This is a genomic window from Halorarius litoreus (assembly GCF_024362405.1).
GTDB lineage: Archaea > Halobacteriota > Halobacteria > Halobacteriales > Haloarculaceae > Halorarius > Halorarius litoreus.
Window position 1 is genome coordinate 429,941 of record NZ_CP101454.1, and the last position, 24,492, is coordinate 454,432.

General features: G+C 68.4%; 21 protein-coding genes. 12 read left to right on the top strand and 9 right to left on the bottom strand.

Annotated elements, in window-relative coordinates; translation table 11 throughout:
* Positions 1-165 precede the first annotated feature (165 nt).
* Positions 166-2,040, bottom strand: coding sequence for an ABC transporter ATP-binding protein (locus NL126_RS02290; protein WP_255197286.1), 1,875 nt, complete (start codon positions 2,038-2,040; stop codon positions 166-168).
* 190 nt (positions 2,041-2,230) lie between these two features.
* Here NL126_RS02290 and NL126_RS02295 point away from each other — a divergent pair, with 190 nt between their 5' ends.
* Positions 2,231-2,431, top strand: a complete 201-nt coding sequence (locus tag NL126_RS02295; RefSeq protein WP_255197287.1) for a hypothetical protein — start codon at positions 2,231-2,233, stop codon at positions 2,429-2,431.
* On the opposite strand, the gene cofH is transcribed toward NL126_RS02295, so the two are convergent.
* A complete protein-coding gene (gene cofH / locus NL126_RS02300; RefSeq protein ID WP_255197288.1) occupies positions 2,428-3,807 on the bottom strand; it encodes a 7,8-didemethyl-8-hydroxy-5-deazariboflavin synthase subunit CofH in 1,380 nt (459 codons plus the stop codon). The genes NL126_RS02295 and cofH overlap by 4 nt on opposite strands.
* 196 nt (positions 3,808-4,003) lie before the next feature.
* On the opposite strand from cofH, the gene NL126_RS02305 reads away from it, so the two are divergent.
* The gene (locus tag NL126_RS02305; protein ID WP_255197289.1) at positions 4,004-5,023 is read left to right on the top strand and encodes a phosphoribosylaminoimidazolesuccinocarboxamide synthase; all 1,020 of its coding nucleotides are present in this window, start codon (positions 4,004-4,006) and stop codon (positions 5,021-5,023) included.
* Positions 5,024-5,063: 40 nt separating this feature from the next.
* On the top strand, positions 5,064-6,317 hold the full coding sequence (locus NL126_RS02310; RefSeq protein ID WP_255197290.1) for an outer membrane protein assembly factor BamB family protein: 1,254 nt from the start codon (positions 5,064-5,066) through the stop codon (positions 6,315-6,317).
* Between the two features lie 21 nt (positions 6,318-6,338).
* Here the strand turns inward: NL126_RS02310 and NL126_RS02315 are convergent, their stop codons facing one another.
* On the bottom strand, positions 6,339-7,292 hold the full coding sequence (locus NL126_RS02315; RefSeq protein ID WP_350355478.1) for a formyltetrahydrofolate deformylase: 954 nt from the start codon (positions 7,290-7,292) through the stop codon (positions 6,339-6,341).
* A 128-nt stretch (positions 7,293-7,420) separates the two neighbouring features.
* On the opposite strand from NL126_RS02315, the gene NL126_RS02320 reads away from it, so the two are divergent.
* The 5 genes from NL126_RS02320 (at position 7,421) to NL126_RS02340 (ending at position 11,085) form a co-directional block, all read left to right on the top strand.
* Positions 7,421-8,506: an SMP-30/gluconolactonase/LRE family protein gene (locus NL126_RS02320; protein ID WP_255197292.1), complete on the top strand. Its 1,086-nt coding sequence runs from the start codon at positions 7,421-7,423 to the stop codon at positions 8,504-8,506.
* A 67-nt stretch (positions 8,507-8,573) separates the two neighbouring features.
* Positions 8,574-8,825 (top strand): phosphoribosylformylglycinamidine synthase subunit PurS, encoded by a 252-nt coding sequence (gene purS, locus NL126_RS02325; protein WP_255197293.1) that lies wholly within the window; start codon positions 8,574-8,576, stop codon positions 8,823-8,825.
* 55 nt (positions 8,826-8,880) lie between these two features.
* Positions 8,881-9,570, top strand: a complete 690-nt coding sequence (gene purQ / locus NL126_RS02330) for a phosphoribosylformylglycinamidine synthase I (protein WP_255197294.1) — start codon at positions 8,881-8,883, stop codon at positions 9,568-9,570.
* Between the two features lie 129 nt (positions 9,571-9,699).
* Entirely contained in the window at positions 9,700-10,017 is a 318-nt protein-coding gene (locus NL126_RS02335) for a hypothetical protein (RefSeq protein WP_255197295.1), read from the top strand.
* A gap of 45 nt (positions 10,018-10,062) precedes the next feature.
* Entirely contained in the window at positions 10,063-11,085 is a 1,023-nt protein-coding gene (locus NL126_RS02340; protein ID WP_255197296.1) for an ArsA family ATPase, read from the top strand.
* On the opposite strand, the gene NL126_RS02345 is transcribed toward NL126_RS02340, so the two are convergent.
* The 5 genes from NL126_RS02345 to NL126_RS02365 form a co-directional block, all read right to left on the bottom strand.
* Positions 11,082-12,410, bottom strand: coding sequence for a glycerate kinase type-2 family protein (locus NL126_RS02345; RefSeq protein ID WP_255197297.1), 1,329 nt, complete (start codon positions 12,408-12,410; stop codon positions 11,082-11,084). The genes NL126_RS02340 and NL126_RS02345 overlap by 4 nt on opposite strands.
* A complete protein-coding gene (locus NL126_RS02350) occupies positions 12,410-13,231 on the bottom strand; it encodes an SDR family oxidoreductase (RefSeq protein ID WP_255197298.1) in 822 nt (273 codons plus the stop codon). Before NL126_RS02350 ends, NL126_RS02345 begins: the two co-directional genes overlap by 1 nt.
* Positions 13,232-13,256: 25 nt before the next feature.
* Entirely contained in the window at positions 13,257-14,015 is a 759-nt protein-coding gene (locus NL126_RS02355) for an endonuclease V (protein ID WP_255197299.1), read from the bottom strand.
* Positions 14,016-14,918, bottom strand: coding sequence for a rhomboid family intramembrane serine protease (locus NL126_RS02360; RefSeq protein WP_255197300.1), 903 nt, complete (start codon positions 14,916-14,918; stop codon positions 14,016-14,018). It abuts the gene before it with no gap.
* 123 nt (positions 14,919-15,041) lie between these two features.
* The gene (locus tag NL126_RS02365; protein ID WP_255197301.1) at positions 15,042-16,379 is read right to left on the bottom strand and encodes a calcium:cation antiporter family protein; all 1,338 of its coding nucleotides are present in this window, start codon (positions 16,377-16,379) and stop codon (positions 15,042-15,044) included.
* 202 nt (positions 16,380-16,581) lie between these two features.
* Here NL126_RS02365 and NL126_RS02370 point away from each other — a divergent pair, with 202 nt between their 5' ends.
* The 4 genes from NL126_RS02370 (at position 16,582) to NL126_RS02385 (ending at position 20,350) form a co-directional block, all read left to right on the top strand.
* The gene (locus NL126_RS02370) at positions 16,582-17,397 is read left to right on the top strand and encodes a shikimate dehydrogenase (RefSeq protein ID WP_255197302.1); all 816 of its coding nucleotides are present in this window, start codon (positions 16,582-16,584) and stop codon (positions 17,395-17,397) included.
* Positions 17,398-17,460: 63 nt separating this feature from the next.
* On the top strand, positions 17,461-18,177 hold the full coding sequence (locus NL126_RS02375; protein ID WP_255197303.1) for a helix-hairpin-helix domain-containing protein: 717 nt from the start codon (positions 17,461-17,463) through the stop codon (positions 18,175-18,177).
* A gap of 107 nt (positions 18,178-18,284) precedes the next feature.
* The gene (pabB, locus tag NL126_RS02380) at positions 18,285-19,739 is read left to right on the top strand and encodes an aminodeoxychorismate synthase, component I (RefSeq protein WP_255197304.1); all 1,455 of its coding nucleotides are present in this window, start codon (positions 18,285-18,287) and stop codon (positions 19,737-19,739) included.
* Entirely contained in the window at positions 19,736-20,350 is a 615-nt protein-coding gene (locus NL126_RS02385) for an anthranilate synthase component II (protein WP_255197305.1), read from the top strand. The genes pabB and NL126_RS02385 overlap by 4 nt, the downstream gene beginning before the upstream one ends.
* On the opposite strand, the gene NL126_RS02390 is transcribed toward NL126_RS02385, so the two are convergent.
* Positions 20,351-24,448 (bottom strand): DNA topoisomerase, encoded by a 4,098-nt coding sequence (locus NL126_RS02390; protein WP_255197306.1) that lies wholly within the window; start codon positions 24,446-24,448, stop codon positions 20,351-20,353.
* Positions 24,449-24,492: the final 44 nt, after the last annotated feature.

Genomic DNA, 24,492 nt, shown 5'->3' on the forward strand with positions numbered 1-24,492 from the left:
CCGAGTGGTCCGTCGCACTCCCGCCTCGACGCACCCGGGACCGTTCTCAGCGCACGGCGTCGCTGGCTGCGTCTTCGTACATAAACGTCGGGCCATCGCTCAGTCGCTCGTGGGTGCCCACCGACGCAAACCACTTCAGTCGTTCACGGATTGGAGGTGAACCCGTCAGTCGTCCGCGCGGCTTTCTGCGTCCCGGCGCGCGACCCCCTCGACGAACGACTCGGGGAGCGACTGGAGGTCACCCACCTGCACCGCCCAGAGGTTCGCGTAGAGGCCGCCGTCGTCGAGGAGCTGTTCGTGGGTGCCGTGTTCGACCACCTGCCCGTCGTCGAGGACGACGACGTGGTCGGCGCTCCGAACCGTCGAGAGCCGGTGCGCGATGACGAACGTCGTTCGGTCCTCGATGAGGTCGGCGAGCGCCCGCTGGATGAGCAGCTCCGTCTCGTTGTCGACGTGCGACGTCGCTTCGTCGAGGACGAGAATCGGCGGGTCCTTCAGGACGACGCGCGCGATGGCGACGCGCTGGCGCTGCCCGCCCGAGAGCTTCACGCCCCGCTGGCCGACCGTGGTGTCGTAGCCATCGGGGAGGTTCGAGATGAATTCGTGGGCGGCGGCGGCGCGCGCGGCGGCCTCGACCTCGGCGTCGGTGGCGTCGGTGCCGTACGCGATGTTCTCGCGGATGGTCCCCGAGAAGAGGAACGGGTCCTGTGAGACGTAGCCGATGGCGCCCCGGAGACTCGACAGCGAGTACTCGCGCACGTCGTGCCCGTCGACGCGTATCGCCCCCGAATCGGGGTCGTACAGGCGCAACAGGAGCTTCATCAGCGTCGACTTCCCGGAGCCGGTGGGGCCGACGAGCCCCACGAGGGCACCCGCGTCGGCCGTGAGCGAGACGTCGTGGAGCACCGGTTGCGGGCCGTCGTCGTCATCGCGGTCGTTCGTGGGGTAGGCGAACGAGACGCCGTCGTACTCGACGCGTCCCCGGACGTTCTCGAGCGCCAGCGCGTCGTCGTCCTCGGGGACAGCCACCGGGTAGTCCATCAGCGCGAAGACGCGCACGGCAGAGGCCTTCACGTCCTCGTAGTTGTTGAGGAGCATTCCGGCCTGCGCCATCGGCTGGGTGAACTGTCGGGTGTAGTCGAGGAAGACGACGAGCGTCCCGACGGTGAGCGCCCCAGTGAAGATCCAGGGTGGGCCACCGACGACCCACAGCCCGCCGACGAGCAGGACGAGCGCGAAGCCGTAGCCGGTCACGAGCGAGAGGCTGGGACCGAACCGGATGTTGAGCGCCGCCGCGGCGAACCGCGCGTCGACGTGCGTCTGCGAGGCGTCGCGGATACGGTCGGACTCGAACTGCTCGGTCGTGAACGACTTCACGACCTCGATGCCCGAGAGGTTGTTCTCGACTCGTCCCGACAGCCGGCCGAAGCTGGCGCGCGCCTCGCCGTACTTCGGACGGATGCGCTTGACGAACGCGTAGCTGAGCACCGCGAGGACGGGCGCCGGCACGAGCGCGACGAGCGCCAGCTGTGGGTTCAGGGTGAGCATGACGACACCCGTCCCCAGCAGTTGCACGACGATGGAGAGGGTGCGGCCGAGCCAGCCGTTGAGAAAACTGTTGAGCTGGTTCACGTCGCTGCCGACGATGCTCGACAGCTCGCCGGTCTGCCGCTCGGTGAAGAACTCCATGCCGAGCCGCTGGAGCGTGTCGTACGTGTCCGTCCGCACGTCGTGCTGGACCGTCTCGGCGAACGCCGTCCAGCCGTAGCTGCCGGCCCACGACAGCAGGGTGTTGCCCGTGTATGCGAGGACCACGACGCCGACGGCGAACCAGAGCTGACCGACGGGGTCGGTGGGAACGACCGACGCCGGAACGAACGGGAGCGTGAACGCTCTCGTTTCCGTGAACAGCGCGTCGATGGCCGTCCCGAGCACGTACGCCGGAATCAGAATCAGCAGCGGTGACAGCGCGTTCGCCCCGAGCGCGAGCAGCAGCGGCGCCGGGTAACGCCGGCCGTAGACGGTGAGCAGCCGGAACATCGGCCGGTCGATGGCCGCCCGCTGCTCGGCGAAGGGGCCGTCGGGGTCGTCCTCGCGTGGCCGCGAGGCTCTGATGTGCAGGATGGCGATAACCTCTGGTAAGTGATACCCAGTATATGACGTTACCGCGGGTCCCGACGGGTCCGCCCGGCGACGTGACGCTTACCTACCTCGGCGGTGATACGGGGCCATGGGAGACGCACTCGACGCGCTGGCGACTGGGCTGTTCGTCGCCGCGCTGGTGTACGTGAGTACGCGGTGGGGAGGCGACGGTGACGGGGCCGGGCGGGCGGCGGCACTCGCCTTCCTGGCGGCGACGCCGGTGAACTATCTCGGTCGGCGACTGCTCGGGAGCGCCGCGGCCGCGGAGGCGGAACCCTCGACGGCTTAGTCGTCCGCGCTCGCGGCGTCAGTCGCCGTCTCGCGCTCCGCCGGCGAGAGCAGGGGCGTCCCGTCCGCCCGGGGACCGAGCGTCGGACCGTGGGGGCCGTCACCCTCGACGACCCGGCGCTGCTCGTAGTCCGTGGAGCGCTCGACCGGGACCCGACCGACGGCGCGAATCATCTCGACGTACTCGTCGAACGACCGGAACTCGCCGTGGCCGCCGCCCGCGCGCTTCGTGATCTCCTCCGAGAGGATGGTACCCATGAAGTCGTCGGCGCCACACGAGAGCATCTTCAGGCCGCGCTCGTCGCCGTACTTCACCCACGACGACTGAACGTGGTCGACGTTGTCGAGGAAGAGTCTGGAGACGGCAATCATCAGTTCGTCCTCGGCGGGGGAGGCGCCGCCGTCGACGACCCCGCGCTCGTACAGCGGGGTGGTCTCGTGGACGAACGAGAGCGGGACGAACTCGGTGATGTTGCCGGTTCTGTCCTGCAGGTCCCGGACCTCCTTCAGGTGCATGACGCGGTGCATCTCGTTGTCGACGTGGCCGTACATGATGGTCGCCGTCATCGGCAGCCCCACGCTCGCGGCGGCCTCCATCGCGTCGAGCCAGTCCTGTGTGTCGATTTTTCCTGGGCAGATGACGTCACGCACCTCGTCGACGAGGATTTCGGCTGCGGTGCCGGGAACGGAGGCGAGCCCCGCATCGCGGAGGCGACGGTAGGCGTCCTCGTACGTCCAGTCGGTGCCCCGAATCGCGTGGTACGCCTCCTCGGGCGTCATCGAGTGGAGGTGCGCACCGTCTCTCGACATGGCGCGCATCTGTTCGAGGTAGGTGCCGGGGTCGGTGTCGTACCGCTCGGGGGGCTTGTAGTTCACCTCGTTGGCGGGCGAGTCGTAGCTCGCGAGAATCTCGTGGTGTTCGTCGTCGAGTGCGAACGCCGGATGGAGCCCCGAAACGGAGGTGACCTCGTAGATACCCCGCTCCAGCGCGTCGCGGACGATGGCCCGCGACTCTTCGGGCGTCTTCGTGAATCCAGGGTGGTCGACCCCCGAGCCACGCTCGAAGTTCGCGGCGGTGTCCTTGAAGTTGCAGAACAGACAGCCGGTGTTGCACGCGGTCGTGACGTTGTTGTTGAGGTTGGCGACGAACGTCACCTCGTCGCCGACAACCTCTGCGCGCCGGCGGTCGGCGGCTTCGAGCACCTGCTCTTTTCTGGCGGTGTCGATACCCCCAGTGTCGGTGCCGGTGGTGAGGAGTTCGACGCCGTCGGCGACGGTGAGCCGGTCGCCGTCCCGAGCCTTCGCCAGCGCGTTCTCGAAGGACTGGTCGCTCTCGGGGACGTGCTCGAACCCGAAGTCGTCCACGGCGTCGGTCATGGGGTTGACTCTCCCCTCCGGGAATAAAACCGTGCCGGGTAGCGGAGATAGCGTCTAGAAGTACGGGCTCACCTAGATGACGTACTGTACCGACGGCTCGATTCCCGTCGCCCTCGCTGACGTCCGAGATAGTTCTACCGTCCCTCGAGAATTCTCGAAGGGAAACCACTATCACCGCACACCGGGACCCTCGCGTATGACGAGCGTCAAGGAGTTCCGGGTCGAGGAGGCCGCGACGCCGGGACGACTGGGGCGGGGCGCGTTCGTGTTCACTGATGACTACTCCGTCTTCGACTGGGGGAAGATGCCCGACGCCATCCCGAACAAGGGCGCGTCGCTGTGTACGATGGGCGCCACCAACTTCGAGCTGCTGGAGGCGCACGACATCCCGACACACTACCGCGGCGTCGTCTCGAACGGCGAGGTCGTGTCAGTCGCGGACGCCGCCAGCCCACCGCGGGAGATGGCCATCGACCTGACGCGCGTGCCCGACCTCCCGCACGAGGGCCGCGACTACGACTACGACGCGTTCCACGCCGACGCCGAGGAGAACTACCTGATTCCGCTCGAAATCGTCTTCCGAAACACCGTCCCCATCGGCTCCAGTCTCCGCTCGCGGGCGACTCCTGCCGACTTCGACCTCGACTACGACGAGTGGCCCGACGAGCCCGTCGACCTGCCCGAAGCGGTCGTCGAGTTCTCGACGAAGTTCGAGGAGTCCGACCGCTATCTCACCCGCGAGGACGCGGACGAGATCGCCGGGGGCGCGAGCGTCGACGACCTCGAAGCCGTCGCGCGCGAGGTGAACGACCTCGTGACCGACCAGGCGGCTGACGCCGGGCTAGTCCACGAGGACGGCAAGATCGAGTGTCTGTTCTTCGATGGCGAGATTCGGGTGGCGGACGTCGTCGGCACGTTCGACGAGAACCGCTTCTCGTACGACGGCCAGCAGCTCTCGAAGGAGGTCATCCGCCAGTACCACAAGCGCACGCAGCCCGAGTGGGTCGACGCCGTCGACGAGGCGAAAGCCCGCGCCAAGGACGAAGACGTCGCCGACTGGCGGACGCTCTGTGCGGTCGACCCCGAGCCGCTCCCCAAGCACGTCGTCGACGCCGCCCGCGACATGTACACGGCGGGCGCGAACGCCTACATCGGCCGCGAGCTGTTCGACGCCCCGGACCTTCCCGAGGCCGTAGCGACTGTTCGAGACCTGTAGGACAGAAGCCATTTACTTGTGCGCACCGACCCGGTGAGCGATGCCCTCCAGACGCGCGTTCCTCGGTGTAGCCGGTGCGGCCACACTCGCAGCCACGAGCGGCTGTACCGCGCTCTCGAACCTCACGAATCCACTCCGTTCGCACGTCCTCCACGAGGAAGCCCCCATCGACGCACTCGAGGGACCGTGGCCGACGCACGCCGCCGACCCCGCACGGACGGGTGCAGTCACGGACGAACGGGCCCCAGCGGCGGACGCACAGGTGTACGAGCTGACGAGCATCGGTCGCTACGCTGACTCCCAGCCGGCGATCGCGGGCACTCACGGGTTTCTCGGCGTCGACCGCCGCGAGTTCGACGGAACCGAGTTCGAGGCTGGCGAGTTCACCGGACTCGTGGCGCTCGACCTCACGACGAGCCGTCCCGGCGACGAGCTGCTGTGGCGCGCGCCCGAAGGTGGGCCGAGTACGCCGTTCACGCCGAGCGTCCGCGGCCGCGTCGTCTACGCCCCTGTCGGCGAGGGAGTGAAGGCGCTGAATGCCGCGACCGGCGACGTGTACTGGCGCACGAACGCCGGCGGCCTCACGCCGACCGTCGACGGTCGGGACTGTTTCACAGTCGGGGGCGACGACGGTGTCGTCGCGCTCGACGCCAGCACCGGCGAGACCCGGTGGCGAAGTGAGGCGACCGCGCACTCCGCGTCCGGGTTCGCCGTCACCGACGACGCCGTCTTCCTCGCCTGTGGTGACGGGGGCGACGGGTCGCTGTGGGCGTTCGAGCGCGCAGACGGGGCGACGCGCTGGCGCTACCTCGACCTCGGAGAGAGCTACGCCACGGCCGTCGCTGACAGCGACCGGGCGTACGCCGTCTCGACCGGGGGCCAGCTCCACGCCGTCGGCCAGACCGACGGCGAGCGCCGCTGGACGTACCGCGTCGACGGCGACTCGTACATCCAGCCCGCGGTGGCCGACGGCACGGTGTACCTCGCGGGCACGAACAGCGACTGGCTGGTCGCGCTGGAGGCCGAAACGGGCGACCCTGTCTGGCGACGCGTCGTCGGGGTCGGTGGCACCTCCCCACCGACGGTCACCGCCGACTCGGTGCTGGTCGTGACGCGAACCCGCGAGGGCGAGCGCTTGCTCGTTCTCGACCGGGAGGACGGGTCAGAAACGGCTCGAATCGAGTTGCCGCGCGGGATGTACGACTCGGTGCAACCGGTCGTCGCAGACGGCGTCGCCTACGTCGTCGCAGAGCCCGCAGAGGACACGCAGTCGTATCTGTACGCGCTACGGTAACGAGATGTCGGACGGCGGCCGCTAGTCGTCGCTCAGGACCTTCCCCAACCCGTCGACCGGGCGGTCGGGATTTATCGAGTCCATCTCGGGCGGGAGGCCGAGCTGGTAGGCCTCGCGGTCGACCCCATCGCGGAGTTCGGTGCGGCCGTGGTGGACGTAGATGGCGTCGTCGAGGTGGAGCCGAACCGCCTCCAGGAGCGCCGACGCTTCGAGCGGCTGGCCCTTCCGTTCGAGTTCCTCGGGCGTGGCGTCGGCGGGCGCGTCGAACGCCCGCTGGCTGATGATTGGGCCCTGGTCGAGGTCCGTCGTGACGTAGTGGGCCGTCACGCCGGCGATGCGGACGCCTTCTTCGGTGGCCTGGCGATACGCCTCTGCCCCCGGAAACGCCGGCAGGAGGCTGGGGTGGATGTTGATGATGCGGTCCTCGTAGCGGAACACGACGTTCGGGCTGAGGATGCGCATGTAGCGCGCGAGGACGATGAGGTCCGTGTCGTACTCGTCGAGGAGATCGAGCAACTGCGCCTCGTCGGGGCTCCCCTTCTCGTCGCCGATGTCGTGGAACGGGATGTCGTAGTGGTCAGAGAGGGGTTCGAGGTCGTCGTGGTTCGAGATGACGACCTCGATGTCCGCACCGAGGTCGCCGTCGGCCCACGCTTCCAGCAGGGCTTCGAGACAGTGGCTCTCCTTCGTGACGAGCACCGCGATGGTCTGGGTCTCGCGGTCGGAGGGGAACCGGACGGTGATGTCCTGGCCGATGTCGTCACCGAGCTCCGCGAGCGCGTCGCGGAGTTCGTCCTTGGTGCAGGACATCTCCGAGGTGTCGACGTGCAGCGTCATCCGGAAGATGCCCTCGCGGACGGCCTGGTCGAGGTCCTCGATGTTGATGTCGCGCTCGAACAGCAGGGTCGTCACCTGCGCGATGATACCCGTCTTGTCGTCGCCGACGACGGTGATCTGGGTGTACTGGCGGGTCATACGGACCACCAGCGGCTCGCATCGTTCATACCCACTCCAGACACGCCGACGGGCAAAAGGAGCCCGTTTTCCGCAACCCCCACAGGCAACGGAAACGCACTTGCCGGGAGCGGGAGTCAACGCCGGATATGGGACTGCGACGTCTTCGACGCCCGCTGGCCGCCGCGGGCCTCCTGCTCGGTGCGGCCGCGACCGTGGCGCTCAGGAACGCGGACTCGCGGCTCGACCCCGTGAGCTGGCGACCGCCCGAGAGTCCCGACCTGTCGGGACCGCTCGCCGAGAACCGCGCGCTCACCGACTGCGACCACGTCCTCACCGCGGAGGGGCCCGAGGACGTGGCGTTCGATGCCGACGGCCGGCTCTACACCGGGGCGGAGAACGGCACCGTCTACCGGACCACCGAGCCCGTCACCCGCGACACCGTGAACGCCGACCTCGAACCGGTCGCCGACACCGGCGGTCGGCCACTCGCCCTCGAGTTCGCAGGCGACGACCTGCTCGTCTGTGTCGCGGAGGTCGGCCTCGTCTCGGTCGCACAGGACGGGACGGTGACCGAACTCGCCACCGAGGTCGGCGGCCGTGACGTCGTGTTCGCCGACGACCTCTACATCGAGGACGGGGTCGTCTACTTCACCGACGCCAGCAAGCACCCCGTGTTCCAGGACGAGCTGTTCGAGCTGCAGGACACCGGGCGGCTGCTCGCGTACGACCGCGAGACGGGAGAGACCCGCATTCTGTTGAAGGGGCTGGGCTTCGCCAACGGCATCGCGCTCGGCCCGGACGACGAGTCGCTCCTGATAACTGAGACCTCCCGCTACCGCATCACCCGGTTCTGGCACCGCGGCGAGCTGGAGGGCCGCGTCGAGCGCTGGACCGAGAACCTCGTCGGCTACCCCGACAACGTCGACCGCGACCCCGACGGCAACTACTGGGTCGCGATCCCGAGCCTCCGCGACCCGATGCTCGAACGGCTCCACCGCTACCCCGGGCTCAAGCGCCAGCTCGGCAAGTTCCCCGAGGCCGTCATCGAGCAGGTGAGCGGCGACCCCTACGGGCTCGTCCTGAAGCTCGACGCCGACGGCGAGGTCACGGACAGTCTCCACGACCCGACCGGCCGGGTCCACGGCGTCACGAGCGCCACCCCCCACGAGGGCGCGCTGTATCTGGGCTCGCTGTTCGGCGACCACGTCACGCGCTACCCGCTGGATGGGTAGACGCACGTTCGTGCATAGCCGAGTCGAGACACAAGCGTTTTCATCCACGGATACGCACCTCCGCTCGATGACCGCCTACACCGCGACGGTGACCGTGCGGCTCAAGCACGGCGTCTTGGACCCGGAGGCCGAGACGACACAGCGCGCGCTCGAACGGCTGGGGTTCGACCTCGACGACCTGCGGAGCGCCGACCGCTTCGAGATCGACCTCGACGCCGAGAGCGCCGACGAGGCCGCCGACCGTGCCGACGAGATGGCCGAACGCCTGCTCGCGAACCCGACCATCCACGACTACGACGTGGACGTCGTCGAAGCCTGATGACAGTATCGATCACTATGATGGAGACACTCGGTCGCCACACGGGGTGGCGACTGTGACTGTCTCCATCATCCGCTTCGGCGGCTCGAACTGCGACCGCGACGCCCTGCAGGCGCTCGACCACCTCGGCGTCGACGCCGAGATCGTCTGGCACGAGGACGGCCTCCCCGCCGATACCTCCGGTGTCGTCCTCCCCGGCGGCTTCTCCTACGGCGACTACCTCCGGGCCGGCGCGATGGCCGCGCGCTCGCCGGTGCTGAACGAGGTGCGCGAGCTGGCGGGCGAGGTGCCCGTCCTCGGCGTCTGTAACGGCGCGCAGATCGGCAGCGAGTCGTCGCTGACGCCCGGGGCGTTCACGACGAACCGGTCGGCCAGCTTCCAGTGTGAACACGTGCATCTTCGTGTCGAGACCACCGACACGCCGTTCACGAGCGCGTTCGAGGAGGGCGCGGTCATCGAACTGCCCATCGCACACGGCGAGGGCCGGTTCGAGATCACCGACGAACGCCTCCAGCGACTGAACGACGAGGACCGCGTGCTGTTCCGCTACTGCGACAGCGAGGGGAACGTCACCGACGAGGCGAACCCCAACGGCTCGAAGGAGAACGTCGCGGGCGTCGTCGGCGACGCCCGGACGACCGCCGTCCTGATGCCGCACCCCGAGCGGGCCGCGCTCCCCGACATCGCCGAGACGAGCCACGCGGGCGTCGACGGACAGGGTGTCCTGCAGGCGTTCGTCGAGTAACCCCGTCACCGTTCTTGCGCGAGACCGTCGCCGCCCTGCGATACTCGACTTCGAGAGCGGCTGTATCACCAGAACAGCCGGGAGCGGAGCGCACAAGTGCGTACACCACCTCGTGGTACACGTTACCACATGTTCAGCGTAGCCGTGGACATGCTCCTGACCGCCGTGATGGTGGTCACGCCGACCCTGCTGTTCATCGGGTTCTACCGGGGATTGCTGGCGATGCGCGACGACGACCTCATCAACCAGTTGATGATGCACGAGAACGTGCGCCCCCCAGAGAACCGGGCGATGGCGAGGGCGATGGGGCTCGAACAGTACTACGAGGACTACACCGAGCGTCACCGTGAGCCCCTGCTGGCGCCGAGCGACGTGCGCTGTCGCCACTGTCGGGCGCCGAACCCCGATCACGTCGACTACTGTGCGACCTGCTTGCGACGAGTCTGAGGCGAGACCGACGGATACAGGCGTCTCGGTCACCGAACCTCGCCAATGACCGACATCGACGTCGAGGCCGTCGACTCGCTCGACACGACCGTCGACGCCCCCGAGTACGTGCTGTACGGCGGGAAGGGCGGCGTGGGCAAGACGACGATGGCCGCCGCGACCGCGCTCGCCAGTGCCCGCGAGGGGACGCCGACGCTCGCCGTCTCGACCGACCCCGCCCACTCGCTGTCGGACGCGCTCGACACTGACGTGCCCGCCGAGCCGGGGCGCATCCGCGAGGACATTCCACTCTACGGTGCCGAAATCGACCCCGAGAACATGGACGCCGGGCCCTTCGCCGACGGCGAGGCCCCCGGGAACGCGATGGGCGGGCTCGGCGAGCTGTTCGGCGGCGACAACCCCCTGCAGGCTGGCTCGATGCCCGGTGCCGACGAGGCCGCGGCGTTCCAGCTCCTCCTCGAGTACATGGACGACGAGCGGTTCGAGCGCGTCGTCGTCGACACCGCACCGACGGGCCACACCCTCCGGCTGCTCGAACTCCCGGACGTGATGGACTCGATGATGGGGAAGCTCATCGCGTTCCGCGAGCGCCTGTCGGGGATGGCCGGCTCCCTCGGCAATCTGTTCGGCGGCGCCGACGAACAGCAGATGGACCAAGGGATCGACAGCCTCCGGGAGCTCTCCGACCGGGTCGAGCGCCTCCGCGCGGTGCTCACCGACCCCGCGAAGACCGACTTCCGGGTCGTCATGGTGCCCGAGGTGATGTCAGTCACCGAGTCCGAGCGACTGGTCGAGCGGCTCGGCGGCTTCGGGGTGCCGGTCGGAACGGTCGTCGTGAACCGCGTGATGCAGCCGCTCGCGGACGTCGCGGCCGTCGACGCCGACTGGTTCGTCGCGCCCGACCTCGAGAACTGCGAGTTCTGCAAGCGACGATGGGAAGTCCAGCGGGAGGCGCTCTCCCGCGCCCAGAACCTCTTTCGCGGGCACGACGTGAAGCGCGTCCCGCTGTTCGCCGAGGAGGTCAGAGGTGAAGAGGCGCTGCGAGTCGTCGCGGCCTGTCTCGACTAGTCGTCGCTGCCGACGATCAGCACGCGAAGGTCGTTGACGTTCGTGCCCGTGGGGCCCCCTTCGATATCGACGCTTCGCTCTCGAAGGTAGCCGAGCGCGTCGTTCCGCGAGAGTGCAGCACGGGCCGCACGTCGGTCGTCGGCCGTCGCGACGGTCTCCGAGTCGACGATGGCGCCCGCCGCGTCGGTCGACCCGTCGCGGCCGTCCGTATCGACGCTCGCGAGGATTGCCTCGTCCGGGAGCTCGAGCGCAGCCGCGAGCGCGAACTCGAGGTTGGGGCCGCCAGTGCCGTCCCCCCGGACGGTCACGGTCGTCTCGCCACCCGAGAGGACGACCGCGGGTGGTTCGACGGGCCGCCCAGAATCGAGTATCTCCTCGGCGACGGCGACCTGCGTGCGCGCCGCCTCGCGCGCCTCGCCCCGGATGCGCGTCGAGAGCACGAGCGGCGTGTAGCCGCGGTCGCGCGCCAGCGTTTCGGCGGCGTCGACCGCCGTCCGCCCGCTCGCGATGACGTGCGTGGTGACCGTCTCGAACGACTCGTCTCCGGGGTTCGGCGTCTCCTCGCGCTCGCCCCGAACGCCGGCGTTGAGGTGGTCTCGGACCGCGGGCACGTCAATATCGTAGCGGTCGAGCACGTCGCGGGCGTCGGCGTAGGTCGTCGGGTCGGGCGTGAGCGGCCCCGAGGCGACGACTGCGGGGTCGTCGCCCACCACATCCGAGACGAGTAATCCGACCACCGTGGCGGGTGCCAACGCCTGGGCGAGCCGACCCCCCTTTATCGCCGAACAGTGTTTTCGGACCGCGTTTATCTCGTCTATCGAGGCGCCGCTCGCGACGAGCGCGTCGGTCACCTCGCGGAGCGCGTCGAACGCGAGGCCGTCGACGGGCGCGGCGAGGAGGGCGCTCCCCCCGCCCGAGATGGGTGCGAGGACGAGCGTCCGGTCGTCGGCGTCCTGTGCGATGGCGAGGATGCGGGTCGCGGCCTCGTGGCTCCCCGAGTCGGGCGTCGGGTGGCCCGCGACCACCGACTCGACCGGGAGGTCGACGGGGTCGGGCACGGCCACACAGCCGCCGTCGATGCGGTCGCCGAGCAGGTCGTGGAGCGCACCGACGAGCCCTGCCGTCGCCTTGCCGGCGCCGAGCACGAGCACGCGGTCGTAGTCCGTGAGGTCGTACGCGTCGTCCGCGACGTGGAGGATGTCGCCGTCGAGCGTGAGGGCGGCGGCGACGGCGCGCTCGGGGCTGGCAGCGTCGATGCCGGCGTCGATGCAGTCGAGTGCGAGCGCGTGCGCCGGCGAGCGACCGAGCGCCTCGCGGTCGGCCATTAGAGCTTGCGCATCAGGCCGAACACCTTGTCACGGAGGCGGTCGGGGAGCAGACGGAGCTTGACGGCGAAGTTGGCGAACCCGCCGACGACGTAGCGGGGGTCGGGGTTCGTGGAGACGCCCGCCTCCAGAATGACCGCGGCGACCTCCTCGGGCGTGGAGGCGAACGGCGAGGAGTCCCCGGAGACGACGGAGCCGTCCTCCTGCATGTCGTACACCCAGTCGTACGCCTCCGTGCGGTCGAGTTTGTCGATCTCGTCGCCGACACGTTCACGAAAGCTCGTCTCGACCGGGCCGGGTTCGACGAGCGACACGTCGACACCGAAGCCGGCGACCTCGGTGCGGAGCGTGTCGGAGTACCCTTCGAGCGCGAATTTGGAGGCCGAGTACGCACCCATCCCGGGGGCGGCGAGCCGCCCGGCGACCGACGAGACGTTCACGATGGTGCCGTCCTCCTGTGCGCGCATGTGCGGGAGGACGGCCTGCACGAGCCGGTGGGGACCGATGAGGTTCACGTCGAGCTGTTTCTGGAGGAGTTCCGCAGGGAGGTCTTCGAGCGGGCCGTGCTGGCCGTAGCCCGCGTTGTTGACGAGACAGTCGATGCGGCCGTCCTCCTCGATGATGCGGTCGACGACCCGCCCGACGTCCTCGGGGTCGGTCACGTCGAGCGCGTTGATGTCCGCTCCCTTCTCGCCGAGCGTCTGGATGTCCGCGGTGTTGCGAGCCGTCGCGTACACCGTCCACTCCTCCTCGAGGTAGGCGAGGGCCGTCGCCCGGCCGATGCCGGAACTGCAGCCCGTGATGAGTACCGTCCGTTCCATGTCACAGGGGTCGAACCCCCGGCAGTTAGTCGTTCTTGTCGGCCAACGAGTGTTTGACCTCGTCGGCGTACGCGTCCGCGAGCCGCGTCGGCTCGGGGAGCTTGTAGTCGCCGCCACAGGCCGCGACGAGGTCGACGGCGGTCTCGGCGCTCACCCGGTGGCCCGGCGAGACGTACAGGGGATTGATGGACCGCGAGTTGGGGTACTGGCGGCTCTGGTAGGCGTAGCCGACGACCTCGCCCGCCGGTGCATCCATGCTGTCGTCGGCCTCGATGGCCACCTTCGCACCCTGCGGGAGCCCATCGACCGACGACCGCGGTGTCCCGCACAGCAGGCTCTTCGCGACCCCTACGGAGGGCGCATCGAGGATGACGCCGAGGTGGGTCGCGAGCCCGGCCTGTCGGAAGTGGATGCGGCCCGAGCCGTCGAACACGAGGACGTCGGGCTCGGCCTCGAGTTCCTCGAACGCCGCGAGGATCGGGCCACCTTCTCGAAAGGACAGGAGGCCGGGGACGTACGGAATCGACAGGTCGGTGACGGCGTACGCGCGCTCGACGACCTCGTCGCCGCGGAGCACGACGATGGCCGAGATGGCTTGCTGCGGGTCTCGGTTTGGCAGAAACGCCTGGTCGACGCCCGCGACGAGCGCGTCTCCACGCTCGATATCGTGCACCGTCACGTCGAGGTCGTCCTCGAATCGGGCGGCTGCAGCGACCTCCCGCTGGAGCTGCTCCATCTCGGTCCGCGAGAGGGAGGGGTCGGGGATGAAGCGGTCGCGACGCATTCAGAAGCGACCGCGACCCGGCCCACCCATCCCGCCGCGGCCGCCGCCGAACCGGAGTTCACCTGGTGCGGAGACCTTGTCCTCGATGTAGAAGCCGTAGGCGGCGCCGATGAACAGCCCCATCAGGTGCGCGGCGTGTGCGACGTTGCCGCCGAGCACCGAGAAGTCGGCGAGCACGCCGAACACCGAGAGCGCGGCGTAGCCGATGGTGAGCACCCAGATGGGGATGGGGAGGATGAAGTAGAGATACACCTTCAGGTCCGGGTTCAGCACGGAGAGCACCGCGAGGACGGCCATGATGCCACCCGACGCCCCGAGCACGCCCGACACCGGGTCCCCGAGGAGGTAGCCCGCGGCGATCTGCGAGAGCCCCGCGATCATCCCGGCGCCGATGAACAGCGCGCCGAACCGCTTCGAGCCGAGCTTCCGTTCGAGCACCGGCCCGAAGAAGAACAGCACGATGGCGTTGCCGAACAGGTGGCCGGGCGAGCCGTGCGAGAAGACGCTCGTCACCCAGGTCCAGACGTACTCGGGGTGCGCAGAGGTCAGCACGAACAGCGGCCGGAACAGCTCCGGCGCGAGGTTCGCGACGAGGAGCTGTGCCACGTACGTGAGGACGATGACCGCGAGGAACACGTACGAGAGGTTCCCGCGGAAGTAGCTGAGCGGGCCGCCAGCCCCCGTATCTGGGGTCACGCGCCCGAGCACGCCACCGGAACGGCCCGTCTGGGTTACGGAGTCGTCGAACCCGGAGTCGAAGACACTCTTCGGGTCGTTCCAGCTGTCGAGCCCGGCACACGAGTGGTTCTCGGGGAGCCGGTGGTCGCCACAGTAGGTGCCGCCGCACCCCCGACAGTTGTACGGCAGGTCGATGTGTTTGCCGCACACGTCGCACTTCGCCATTGACGCTCTCTACCAACTACGCGCGCAAATGGGTTTTGCCTTCGTGCGCCAGCCGTCGAACGGACGAGTTGCACGAATCTCGCCACCTGACGTGGCGAGCTGCCGTCCACGGCTACGACAGTATCAGTCGCTCGCGGTGGGCGGGCCGCCGCCGAGCGCCGTCCGGGCGGTCTGGACCAGCCGGCGGAACAGCCGCTGGAGCGAGCCCCACCGCCGGGCGAACATCGCCGTCCCGATGACCATGTAGACGACGGTGTAGCCGATGAGCAGTTCGTAGCTGGTGAACGGGAGCGTCATCACGTCGCGGATGATGATGAACTCCAAGATCACCTGCGAGGCGAACAGCACGAGGAGGGCGACGGCCTCACGCAGCGAGATGTTGAAGTTGACGAGGATGGCCAGCGCGAAGTAGGACTGTGCAGCCGTGATCCAGATTTCGGCCGCCTGCTTCTGGTCGAACGGGAGCGTGCCGTACGTGCCGAGCCCGATGGAGTAGACGACGACGAGCGTCCCGATGAGCAGCGTCCACTGGTTGAGCTTCGAGGAGATGAGCGCGTTGAATCCAGCCGTCGAGCGCGCCTTGTTGACGAGGTAGGCGACGACGATGAGTTCGGGCGACTCGGAGGCCAGCGGGGCGATCCACTGGATCATGAAGAACGGCGGGATGCCGAAGTTCTGCCCGAGCACTTCGAGCCCGTGAGCGAACGGCTCGACCGCCCAGAAGATCATCAGCCCGGAGTAGCCGAACAGCACGAGGACGATGGGGACCCGCACCCGTCGGGCGAACGACTGGAAGTACTTCGGGACGCCTACCTGCTCTTCGATCTCTTCGACGTCACCCTGGATGATGATGGCGATGTAGGTGACGTAGATGCCGACGAGCACGACCATGTCGAGGATGTCGATACCACCGTTGAGCGGCACGAGAAACGCCCACATCGTCGCGACGAACAGGAACGCGATCTCGGTGGAGATGTCGGGGTCGAGGTTCACGCGGGAGGCGAGGAAGCCGTCGCGTTTCTCGACGGCGGGGTCGGCGGCGCTCCCGGCGCGGTAGATGGTGAACAGCGCGATACCGGACCAGCCGAGCCCGATGAGGATGCGGTTCGCACCGGTCATGTTCGCGACCGCGAGGTTGGCGGCTTCCATCCCGCGGGGGGTGCCCGCGAAGTTCCCGGCGTTGAACGCGTAGAGGGCGTCGACCGCGTACTCGGGGGCGACGGCGAGAACGGCGAGAACGGCGATGGCGAACGCCCGCGGCACGTCCTTCTCGGCGGTTTCAGCACCCCACGCGAGCATGAACGATGCACCGAGCACCGCAAGCCCCGCGATCAGCACGACGGTGCCCGTCGCGTACGAGTGGACGAGGCCGAGCAGCGACGAGCCGACCCACGGGAGGGTGAGGAGGAGCGCGATGGCTACCGCTGACAGCGGGTGACGAAGACGGTCGAAGACTGCCATTGGATGAATCGGGGCCGGGGAGCCACCTATCTCTTTTGCTATCGCGACAGCACCTGCCGTCACGGCGCAGTCGCTCGGTTTCTGACCACTACCAGGACCCGCTTCTCGGTTCGGCTGCCCCTTCGCCACGCCCGCCTGCCCGGTACGGCCGCCGCTTCGCCGCGACCGCCCGGTTTATTTTCGGTGGTGCGGACTCTCGGCCATGCAGGTGTTCGGACTGGTCGGCAACCCCGTCGGCCACTCGCTGTCGCCGCCGATGCACGAGGCCGCCTACACCGAGCTCGACCTCGACGCCCGATACGTCACCTTCGAACCCGCCGAGGGAGACCTCGACCGCGCCTTCGAGGGGGCCGACGCACTCGGCATCGCCGGGCTGAACGTCACCATCCCGTTCAAGCAGCGGGCGCTCGAACTCGTCGAACCCGACTCGCTCGCCAGCCGCATCGGCGCGGTCAACACCGTCGACTTCTCCGGAGACACCGTGACGGGCCACAACACCGACGCCGTCGGCGCGGTTCGGGCACTCGAGCACCACGACGTGGCCCTCGATGGAACCGCTGTGGTCGTCGGCGCGGGCGGGGCGGGGCGGGCCGTCGCGTTCGGCCTCGCCGACGAGGGAATGGGGGTCCGTATCGCGAACCGGACCGAGACGAAAGCGCACGCCCTCGCCGAGGAGGTGCCCGACGCGACCGGCCACGGGCTCGACGCGCTGCCCGAGGTGCTGGCCGACGCCGACGTGCTCGTCAACTGCACGAGCGTCGGCATGGCCCACGACGACGACCCCGAGCCGGACGAGACGCCGGTCCCGTCGAGCGCGCTCCACGCTGATCTCGCGGTGCTCGACGCCGTCTACACGCCGCTCGAAACCCGTCTCCTGCGGGATGCGGCCGCCGCCGGTGCCACGACCGTCGACGGCGCGTGGATGTTGCTGTTCCAGGGGGTCGAAGCGTTCGAGCTGTGGACCGGCCGGAACGCGCCGGTCGACGCGATGAACGCGGCGCTCCGTTCAGGACTGTAACGGCGGCTATCGTTTTTAGCCGTGGTGGCTGAATTTAAGAGGTGCGACTGATTATTTACAGCTATGCCATTAGTCAATCTGCTGAAATCGGTGTTCGGTCTCGACTCGGACGACGACGAGGAGCCCGAGCGCCGCTCGCACAACGGGGCGGACGCGGAGAACGAGGCCGTCGTGAAGGGCACCGAGGAGCCCGCAGCGGCCGAGACCGAGGCCGCGGCGTCGACCGGCTCGCTCACCGAAGAACCCTCGGAAGACGAGGGCGACGAGGTCGCAAGCGCGGCCGAGCCGGCCGAAGCCGCCGGCCCAGCCTCGCAGGTCGAGGAGCCGGCCGATGCGGACGACGCCGAGGGAGAATCGAAGGCCGAAACCGAGGCCGAAACCGAGGCTGACCTCGCAGACGAGGCCGAAACCGAGAGCGTGGACGACGCCGAGGCCGAAGCGCACGCCGAAGGGTCGGCGTCCATCACCGAGGAGCCACCAGAAGAGGACGAGGCTGCCGAACCCGCGGAGGCCGCGGGCGCGGTCACCGACCACGCCGGCACCGAGGAGACAGCCGCCGAGCCGGCCGAGGCCGCCGGTCCCGTCGACGACGAGCCCGACGCCGGCCCGGCGCTCACGGACGTCAGCGGCATCGGCCCGGCGTACGCCAAGCGGCTAGAGGACGCCGGCATCGAGTCGGTCGACGAGCTCGTGGACGCCGACCCCGAGGCGCTCGCCGAGGAGACTGGCGTCTCCGAGAAGCGGGTGGCGCGCTGGGTCGAGAACGCCGAGGACGTCTGAGCTCGGCAGCGTCACAACCGCTGAGGACGTCTGAGCTCGGCAGCGTCACAACCGCCGAAGGCGCTTGAACCGCAAGACGGTTAGTCCGCCACCGCATCTCTGGTCTCATGTCGACGGTCGTCACTGACCGGTCCGCTTTCCGTGCGGTGGCCGCCGACGCACCAGCCGGCGCGCGCGTCCCCGTCGAGGTCCACGTGACAGTCTCGGACCCGTTCGACGCCTATCGCCGGGCACGTGACGGTCCGGGCGGCGTCTTTCTGGAGACCACCGGTGGACAGGCCGGCTGGGGGTACTTCGCCGTCGCCCCCGTCTCGCGGGTGGAAGTCGGCGAGGGCGACGCCGCGCTTCCCGCGATACGCGAGTTACTCGCCGACGAGACGCTCGTCCGCGGCGACTGCGACGTGCCGTACCCCTGTGGCGCGTTCGGGTGGCTCTCGTACGACGTGGTGCGGGAACTCGAAGCACTCCCCAGCAACGCCGCCGCCGACCGCGACCTTCCTCGCCTACAGCTCGGCGTGTTCGACACGGTCGCGGCGTGGGAGGCACCCACCGACGGCGGCGTGACGCTCCGGGTCTGCTCGTGTCCCGTCGTCGAGGACCCCGACGCCGCCTACGACCGAGGCCGCGACCGAGCGCTCGCCCTCGCGACAGCTGCCGTCGAAGGCGATCCCGCGGTGGAGCCACCTCGGGCCGACGCGAGTGAGGCGACGTTCCAGGGTGACTGCACCCGCGAGGCGTTCGCCGAGCGGGTCCGCCGCGTCAAACAGTACATCCGTGACGGCGACACGTTCCAGGCGAACGTCTCCCAGCGACTCCGCGCACCTGCGGTGGTTTCCCCGGTCGAGGCGTACGACGCGCTCCGGCGGGTGAATCCGGCGCCTTACTCGGGACTCGTCGAGTTCCCGGGTGTCGACCTCGTGAGCGCGTCGCCGGAACTGTTGCTCGACGTCGAGGGGGACCGACTCCTCACCGAGCCCATCGCCGGGACGCGACCGCGGAGTGCCGACCCGGCCGAGGATGCGGCGCTCGAAACCGACCTCACGACCGACGAGAAGGAGCGGGCGGAACACGCGATGCTCGTGGACCTCGAACGCAACGACCTCGGGAAGGTGTCGCGGTTCGGCACCGTCGAGGTGAGCGAATACCGGCGCGTGGACCGCTACTCGGAGGTGATGCACCTCGTCTCGCTCGTGGAGGGACGACGCCGTGACGACGTCGACCTCGTGGACTGCGTCGCCGCCGTGTTCCCGGGCGGGACGATTACCGGTGCGCCGAAGCCCCGAACCATGGAGATCATCGACGAGGTCGAGGCCACGCGGCGCGGGCCGTACACCGGCTCCATCGGCGTGTTCGGCTTCGACGACCGCGCCACCCTCAACATCGTCATCCGGACCCTGGTCCGGTACGGCGACGAGTACCACCTGCGAGTCGGCGCCGGAATCGTCCACGACTCGGTCCCCGAACGCGAGTACGAGGAGACGCTCGACAAGGGCCGCGCGCTCGTGAAGGCGCTCGACGCCGCGCTCGACGAGACACGGATGTCCGTGGAGGGCGAGCGATGACCGTCCTCGTCGTCGACAACTACGACTCGTTCGCGTACAACCTCGTCCAGTACGTCGGCGAGGCCCTCCTGGCCCTCGGCTACAGCGAGCCCGAGGCGCGCGAGGCGGTCGTCGTCCGACGGAACGACGCCATCACGACCGAGGCCATCCGTGCGCTCGACCCGGCGGCAGTCGTCGTCTCACCCGGCCCCGGCACGCCAGAACAGGCAGGCGTCTCCATCCCCATCTTCGCGGAACTCGCGTATCCGACGCTGGGCGTCTGTCTCGGCCACCAGGCGCTCTGTGCGGCGAACGGCGCGCCCGTAGGGCACGCCCCCGAGGTCGTCCACGGGAAACCCTCCACAATCTCGCACGACGGCCGGGAGATCTATCGCGACCTCCCCACCGCGTTCTCGGTCGGCCGCTACCACTCGCTCGCGGTCGAGCGGGCAGACCTCCCGGACTCGCTGGTCGAAACCGCCCGGACCGAAGACGAGCGGGGCGTCGTGATGGGCGTTCGCCACGAATCACGCCCCCACGAGGGCGTGCAGTTCCACCCGGAGTCGATCCTCACCGAACATGGCAAACAGCTGGTCAGAACGTTCGTGGGCGACGCGCTCGACGAGGCCTAACTAGCTCGCGCCGGCCTGCGCCTGCCACTCGCGGACTTTGTCCGCGGAGACGCCCTGTACCTCGTCAGCGACGATGTCCGCGTCCGCGCCCGTGAGGTCGTCGAGGCTCTCGATGCCCGCCGCTGCGAGCTTCTCGGCCGTCTTCGAGCCGACGCCGTCGAGGTCCTCGATCTCGCTCGCGGACTGCCGCTCCTGGTACTCCTGGAAGTTGCAGATGGGACAGCCCAGCTCCCACGGGTCGTCGTCGTCCTCGCCGTCGCGGACGACGAGTTCGGGGAGGTCGTGCTCCTCGCAGTACGTCTCCGTCACCTCGATGTCGCCACGGCGGGGGAGCGGGAGCGAGTAGTCGCAGTCGGGGTAGCGGGTACAGCCCACCAGCCGGGAGCCCGACCGGAGCTGCTTGATGGCCAGCTCGCCACCGTGTTCCTCGCCACAGTCGGGACAGACCCCGATGACCTCGTCGTCGGTGTTGTCGGCCTCGTCGGCCTGACACTGCGGGCAGCCGTGGACGAACGTCGAGCGACCCGCGAGCATCTTCACGTGCTTGAGGTCGTGCTCCTCGCAGGTCTCGTCGATGACGGTCGGCTCGCCCTGACTCGGTAGCGGGAGGGTGTACCGGCAGTCCGGGAAGCCGTCACAGCCGACGAAGTACGAGCCCCGCCGGGAGCGCCGGACGAGCAGGTCGTCGCCACACTCCGGGCAGGGGCCGAGCGTCTTGTCGGCCTTCAGCGACTCCTTGAGGAACTCGCCGACCTCGTCGCGGTGGTCGTGGAGGTCCTCGAACACCAGTTGCAGCATCTCGCGTGACTCGTCGGTCACGTCGTCGAGCGTCTTCTCGCCGGAGGCGATGGCGTCCATGTCGTGTTCGAGCTGGGCGGTCATCCCCTCGTCGACGATGCGGTCGGCGAACCGCTCGGACGCCTCGACGACCGCCATCGCCAGCCCCGTCGGCCGCGGTGGGTCGTTCTCGATGTAGCCGCGGTCGTAGAGTTTCTGGATGGTCCCGTGGCGGGTCGAGTTGTGGACGACGGTACCACCCTGAACGGCGAAGTTCGGTGCGTCGTCGGTCACGGAGAGGTCGAACACCGGGCCGTCGTAGTCCCGTTCTTCGACCGTTCGAACAGCCACCGTCCCAGGATATCCAAGTACGGTCGCGTACACCGAATCGTGGAATCCGACTGCTTCGTACCGGATGGTTCGATCGCCCTCGTGGCTCCGGTTGCTCCCTTCGATACGTTTTCGAAGGTAGCCCTCGTCCCGCAAGCGTCGAACCAGGACACTGATTCGGCCCTGTGTGAGCCCCAGATCGGTCGCGAGGTCCTCCGAACGCATCGGTCGCTCCGTCGCGAGTTCGAGGATTCGTGCCTTGTGACGCGTCACGTCGTACGCTCGGAGCGCGTCGAGGCCGCGATAGAACTTTTCGTCGGCAGAGACCGGAACTGAATCGAGGAACCGCTCCAGATTCTCCCGGCCCCGGATGTGGAGTTTGTGCTGGTCGGCAGCCAGTTTCGTCTCCACCACGAGCGTGTCGAGCATCTCGGCGACTCCCGCGAGGAGGTCGTGGTCGGTGTTCGAGATGAACGCCTTCCGCTCGCGGGAGACGTGCCCTTCGTCGTCGAACAGCGCGCCGATGAACGCTGGCTGGTGTGGCGTCGGCACGTCCGGGTGGCCATCGTCCATCACCGCGTCGAGAACGGTGAGCAGCGTTCGTCCGAGCGCCGAGGGAAGGTTCACCTGAGATTTCGTCTCGTGATGCGCCTCGCGTCCCGGGCGTTCGGTCACCGTCGGCTCGATACCGAACAGGGTCTCGATGTCGTCACAGAACCGCTCGATGAGTCGTTCGTCGGTGTTGTGGTAGCGAACGTCGACTACGTTCTCCGCGTCGTTCCGATGTATCGAGCCGTCACCGAGCACGTTTCCGAGCACGCGAGCCAGCGTGTCGGACCACTCGAGGGGGAAGGGGTTCTCGAACGTCGTGTCGTAGTTGAGCCCGTGTATCTCCTCCGGCCGAATCCCGAGTTCGCCGAGAATCCACACCGGAACGTCCCGTTCGTCGGTCTCGTAGCGGCTCAGGTAGTGGCGGCGAGTTCCGAGGCGATCAGCCAGTTCGGCCTGGGTCTCGCCTGTCTCGGAGCGGAGATCTGCAAGCGCCCGGTTACAGTCGACGCCGTAGAGCTTCGACGACCAGTCACAGGTCGTAGCGAACTCCTCCCACGTCATCAGTGTCTCGCCGGACGACGCCTCGGTAGGCCCACGGCGTGCCGAGAGCAGTTGCTCTCCGGGAGCGACCTGGCTGGCCGGGACGACCGATACGTCGACGTCGTGCACGACGTACAGCGGGTGGTCGTCCGTAACGGAGAACGACCCGGCGTCCGTCGTCACCGTGAGAACACGCTCGTCAGGGGCGAGCCGGCGCCTACTGATGAGGTCGGCGTTCACCTCACAGGTTTGGTCGGTCGCCTCGTCGTACGACACAGTCCGTGGCCCCTCGGTCGTCGCCACGTCGATGTCCCCGTCCGCGATTAGCGTCCGGTCAGCCGCGAACAGTTCCCCGACCTGGCGGCGTTCGACATCGCCATCGTCAGTCCGCACCAAGACGGTAGTATCCTCGGTCAGACACTTCGTGCCGATGCCCATCGACTCCATGGTCTCGATGAGCCGCGACTGGCCCCGTCTTCGCGGGGGTTGGGTCTGCTTCTCTTCGAGCCGCACCTCGCGCACGGCCAGTTCGTCGCCGGTTTCGACTTCGGGAACGTAGTTCTCGGAGGTGCCGAAGTACGGGTAGACGGCGTGGTAGCCGGGCTCGACGAGCCGCTTGCCGTTGGCCTTCAGCTGACAGCCGTTGGCCTCGGCGACGACGCGCAGGTGTGCCCACGTCGCCGGCTCCGCGCAGGTCGCGAAGAACCGCCGGACGACGAGTTCGTAGATCTCCCACTCGTCCTCCGAGAGGTCCTGGCGGCCGGGAATCTCGCCGGTCGGGTGGATGGGCGGGTGGTCGGTCGTCTCCTTGTCGCCCGACGTGGGCTCGATGTCGTCCAGTTCGAGCAGGCTCGCCGCGTCCTCGCCGAACGCGCCCGTGTCGGCGAACGTCGCCAGGAGGTCCTCGGGGTCGAGGTCCTCGGGGTAGACGGTGTTGTCCGTTCTCGGGTAGGTGATCCAGCCCGTCGTGTACAGCTCCTCGGCGATACTCATCGCTTTCTGTGCGGAGTAACCGAGCGAGCCGGCCGCGCGGATGTACTGGGTGGTGTTGAACGGCGCGGGCGGGTCGTCCGTGCGAGTGCGACGGTTGACCGAGGTGACGGTCGCGCTCGTCGCCTCGCGGAGTCGCTCGTGGGCGGCGTCCGCCTCCGATTCGTCCCAGACGCGCTCGTTCTCGGTGCCGTCCTCGCCCTCGTAGAAGTACTGCGCCTCGAACTCCTCGCTGTCTTTGTCGAGGTCGGCGAACAGCTCCCAGTAGTCGTCGGGTTCGAACGCCTGAATCTCACGTTCGCGGTCGACGATGAGCTTGAGCGTGGGAGACTGCACCCGCCCGACAGAGATGAAGTCGTTGCCGAGCTGCCCGGCAGTGAGCGAGAGGAACCGCGTGAGCGCCGCGCCCCACATCAGGTCGATGATCTGCCGGGCTTCACCCGCGGCGGCGAGGTCGAAGTCGAGGTCGTCGGGGTCGGCGAAGGCGTTCTTCACCTCGTTCTCGGTGATGGAGGAGAACCGGACGCGCTTGATGGGCACGTCGGTCACCTCCTCGATGAGCTCGTACGCCTCCTTCCCGATGAGTTCGCCCTCGCGGTCGTAGTCGGTGGCGATGACCGCGCTCGACGCCTCCTCGGCCAGCTGCTGGAGGGTGCGGACGATGTTCTCCTTCGTGGGGTTCTTCACGACCTGTGCGGTGGTCAACTCGACCGGCTCGACGTCGCGCCAGTCGCTGTACTCGGGTGGGAAGTCGACGCCGACGACGTGGCCCGAGAGGCCGACGCAGCGTTTGTCACCCCACCGGTAGACGTTGACGCCGTTGCGGCGGTCGACGCCCGACCCGCCGTCCGAGAGGATGTCCGCGATGCGACGCGCGGCGTTGTCCTTCTCGGTGACGATGAGTTCCATCGGGGGGTCGTAGGTCGAGGGATGAATTAAACGCTTCGCCCGAA

Excerpts from the sequence above, each read along its gene's own strand:
- NL126_RS02290 (WP_255197286.1), bottom strand. The coding sequence starts at position 2,040 with ATGTTCCGGCTGCTCACCGTCTACGGCCGGCGTTACCCGGCGCCGCTG.
- NL126_RS02295 (WP_255197287.1), top strand. The coding sequence starts at position 2,231 with ATGGGAGACGCACTCGACGCGCTGGCGACTGGGCTGTTCGTCGCCGCG.
- cofH (WP_255197288.1), bottom strand. The coding sequence starts at position 3,807 with ATGACCGACGCCGTGGACGACTTCGGGTTCGAGCACGTCCCCGAGAGC.
- NL126_RS02305 (WP_255197289.1), top strand. The coding sequence starts at position 4,004 with ATGACGAGCGTCAAGGAGTTCCGGGTCGAGGAGGCCGCGACGCCGGGA.
- NL126_RS02310 (WP_255197290.1), top strand. The coding sequence starts at position 5,064 with ATGCCCTCCAGACGCGCGTTCCTCGGTGTAGCCGGTGCGGCCACACTC.
- NL126_RS02315 (WP_350355478.1), bottom strand. The coding sequence starts at position 7,292 with ATGACCCGCCAGTACACCCAGATCACCGTCGTCGGCGACGACAAGACG.
- NL126_RS02320 (WP_255197292.1), top strand. The coding sequence starts at position 7,421 with ATGGGACTGCGACGTCTTCGACGCCCGCTGGCCGCCGCGGGCCTCCTG.
- purS (WP_255197293.1), top strand. The coding sequence starts at position 8,574 with ATGACCGCCTACACCGCGACGGTGACCGTGCGGCTCAAGCACGGCGTC.
- NL126_RS02335 (WP_255197295.1), top strand. The coding sequence starts at position 9,700 with ATGTTCAGCGTAGCCGTGGACATGCTCCTGACCGCCGTGATGGTGGTC.
- NL126_RS02340 (WP_255197296.1), top strand. The coding sequence starts at position 10,063 with ATGACCGACATCGACGTCGAGGCCGTCGACTCGCTCGACACGACCGTC.
- NL126_RS02345 (WP_255197297.1), bottom strand. The coding sequence starts at position 12,410 with ATGGCCGACCGCGAGGCGCTCGGTCGCTCGCCGGCGCACGCGCTCGCA.
- NL126_RS02350 (WP_255197298.1), bottom strand. The coding sequence starts at position 13,231 with ATGGAACGGACGGTACTCATCACGGGCTGCAGTTCCGGCATCGGCCGG.
- NL126_RS02355 (WP_255197299.1), bottom strand. The coding sequence starts at position 14,015 with ATGCGTCGCGACCGCTTCATCCCCGACCCCTCCCTCTCGCGGACCGAG.
- NL126_RS02360 (WP_255197300.1), bottom strand. The coding sequence starts at position 14,918 with ATGGCGAAGTGCGACGTGTGCGGCAAACACATCGACCTGCCGTACAAC.
- NL126_RS02365 (WP_255197301.1), bottom strand. The coding sequence starts at position 16,379 with ATGGCAGTCTTCGACCGTCTTCGTCACCCGCTGTCAGCGGTAGCCATC.
- NL126_RS02370 (WP_255197302.1), top strand. The coding sequence starts at position 16,582 with ATGCAGGTGTTCGGACTGGTCGGCAACCCCGTCGGCCACTCGCTGTCG.
- NL126_RS02375 (WP_255197303.1), top strand. The coding sequence starts at position 17,461 with ATGCCATTAGTCAATCTGCTGAAATCGGTGTTCGGTCTCGACTCGGAC.
- pabB (WP_255197304.1), top strand. The coding sequence starts at position 18,285 with ATGTCGACGGTCGTCACTGACCGGTCCGCTTTCCGTGCGGTGGCCGCC.
- NL126_RS02385 (WP_255197305.1), top strand. The coding sequence starts at position 19,736 with ATGACCGTCCTCGTCGTCGACAACTACGACTCGTTCGCGTACAACCTC.
- NL126_RS02390 (WP_255197306.1), bottom strand. The coding sequence starts at position 24,448 with ATGGAACTCATCGTCACCGAGAAGGACAACGCCGCGCGTCGCATCGCG.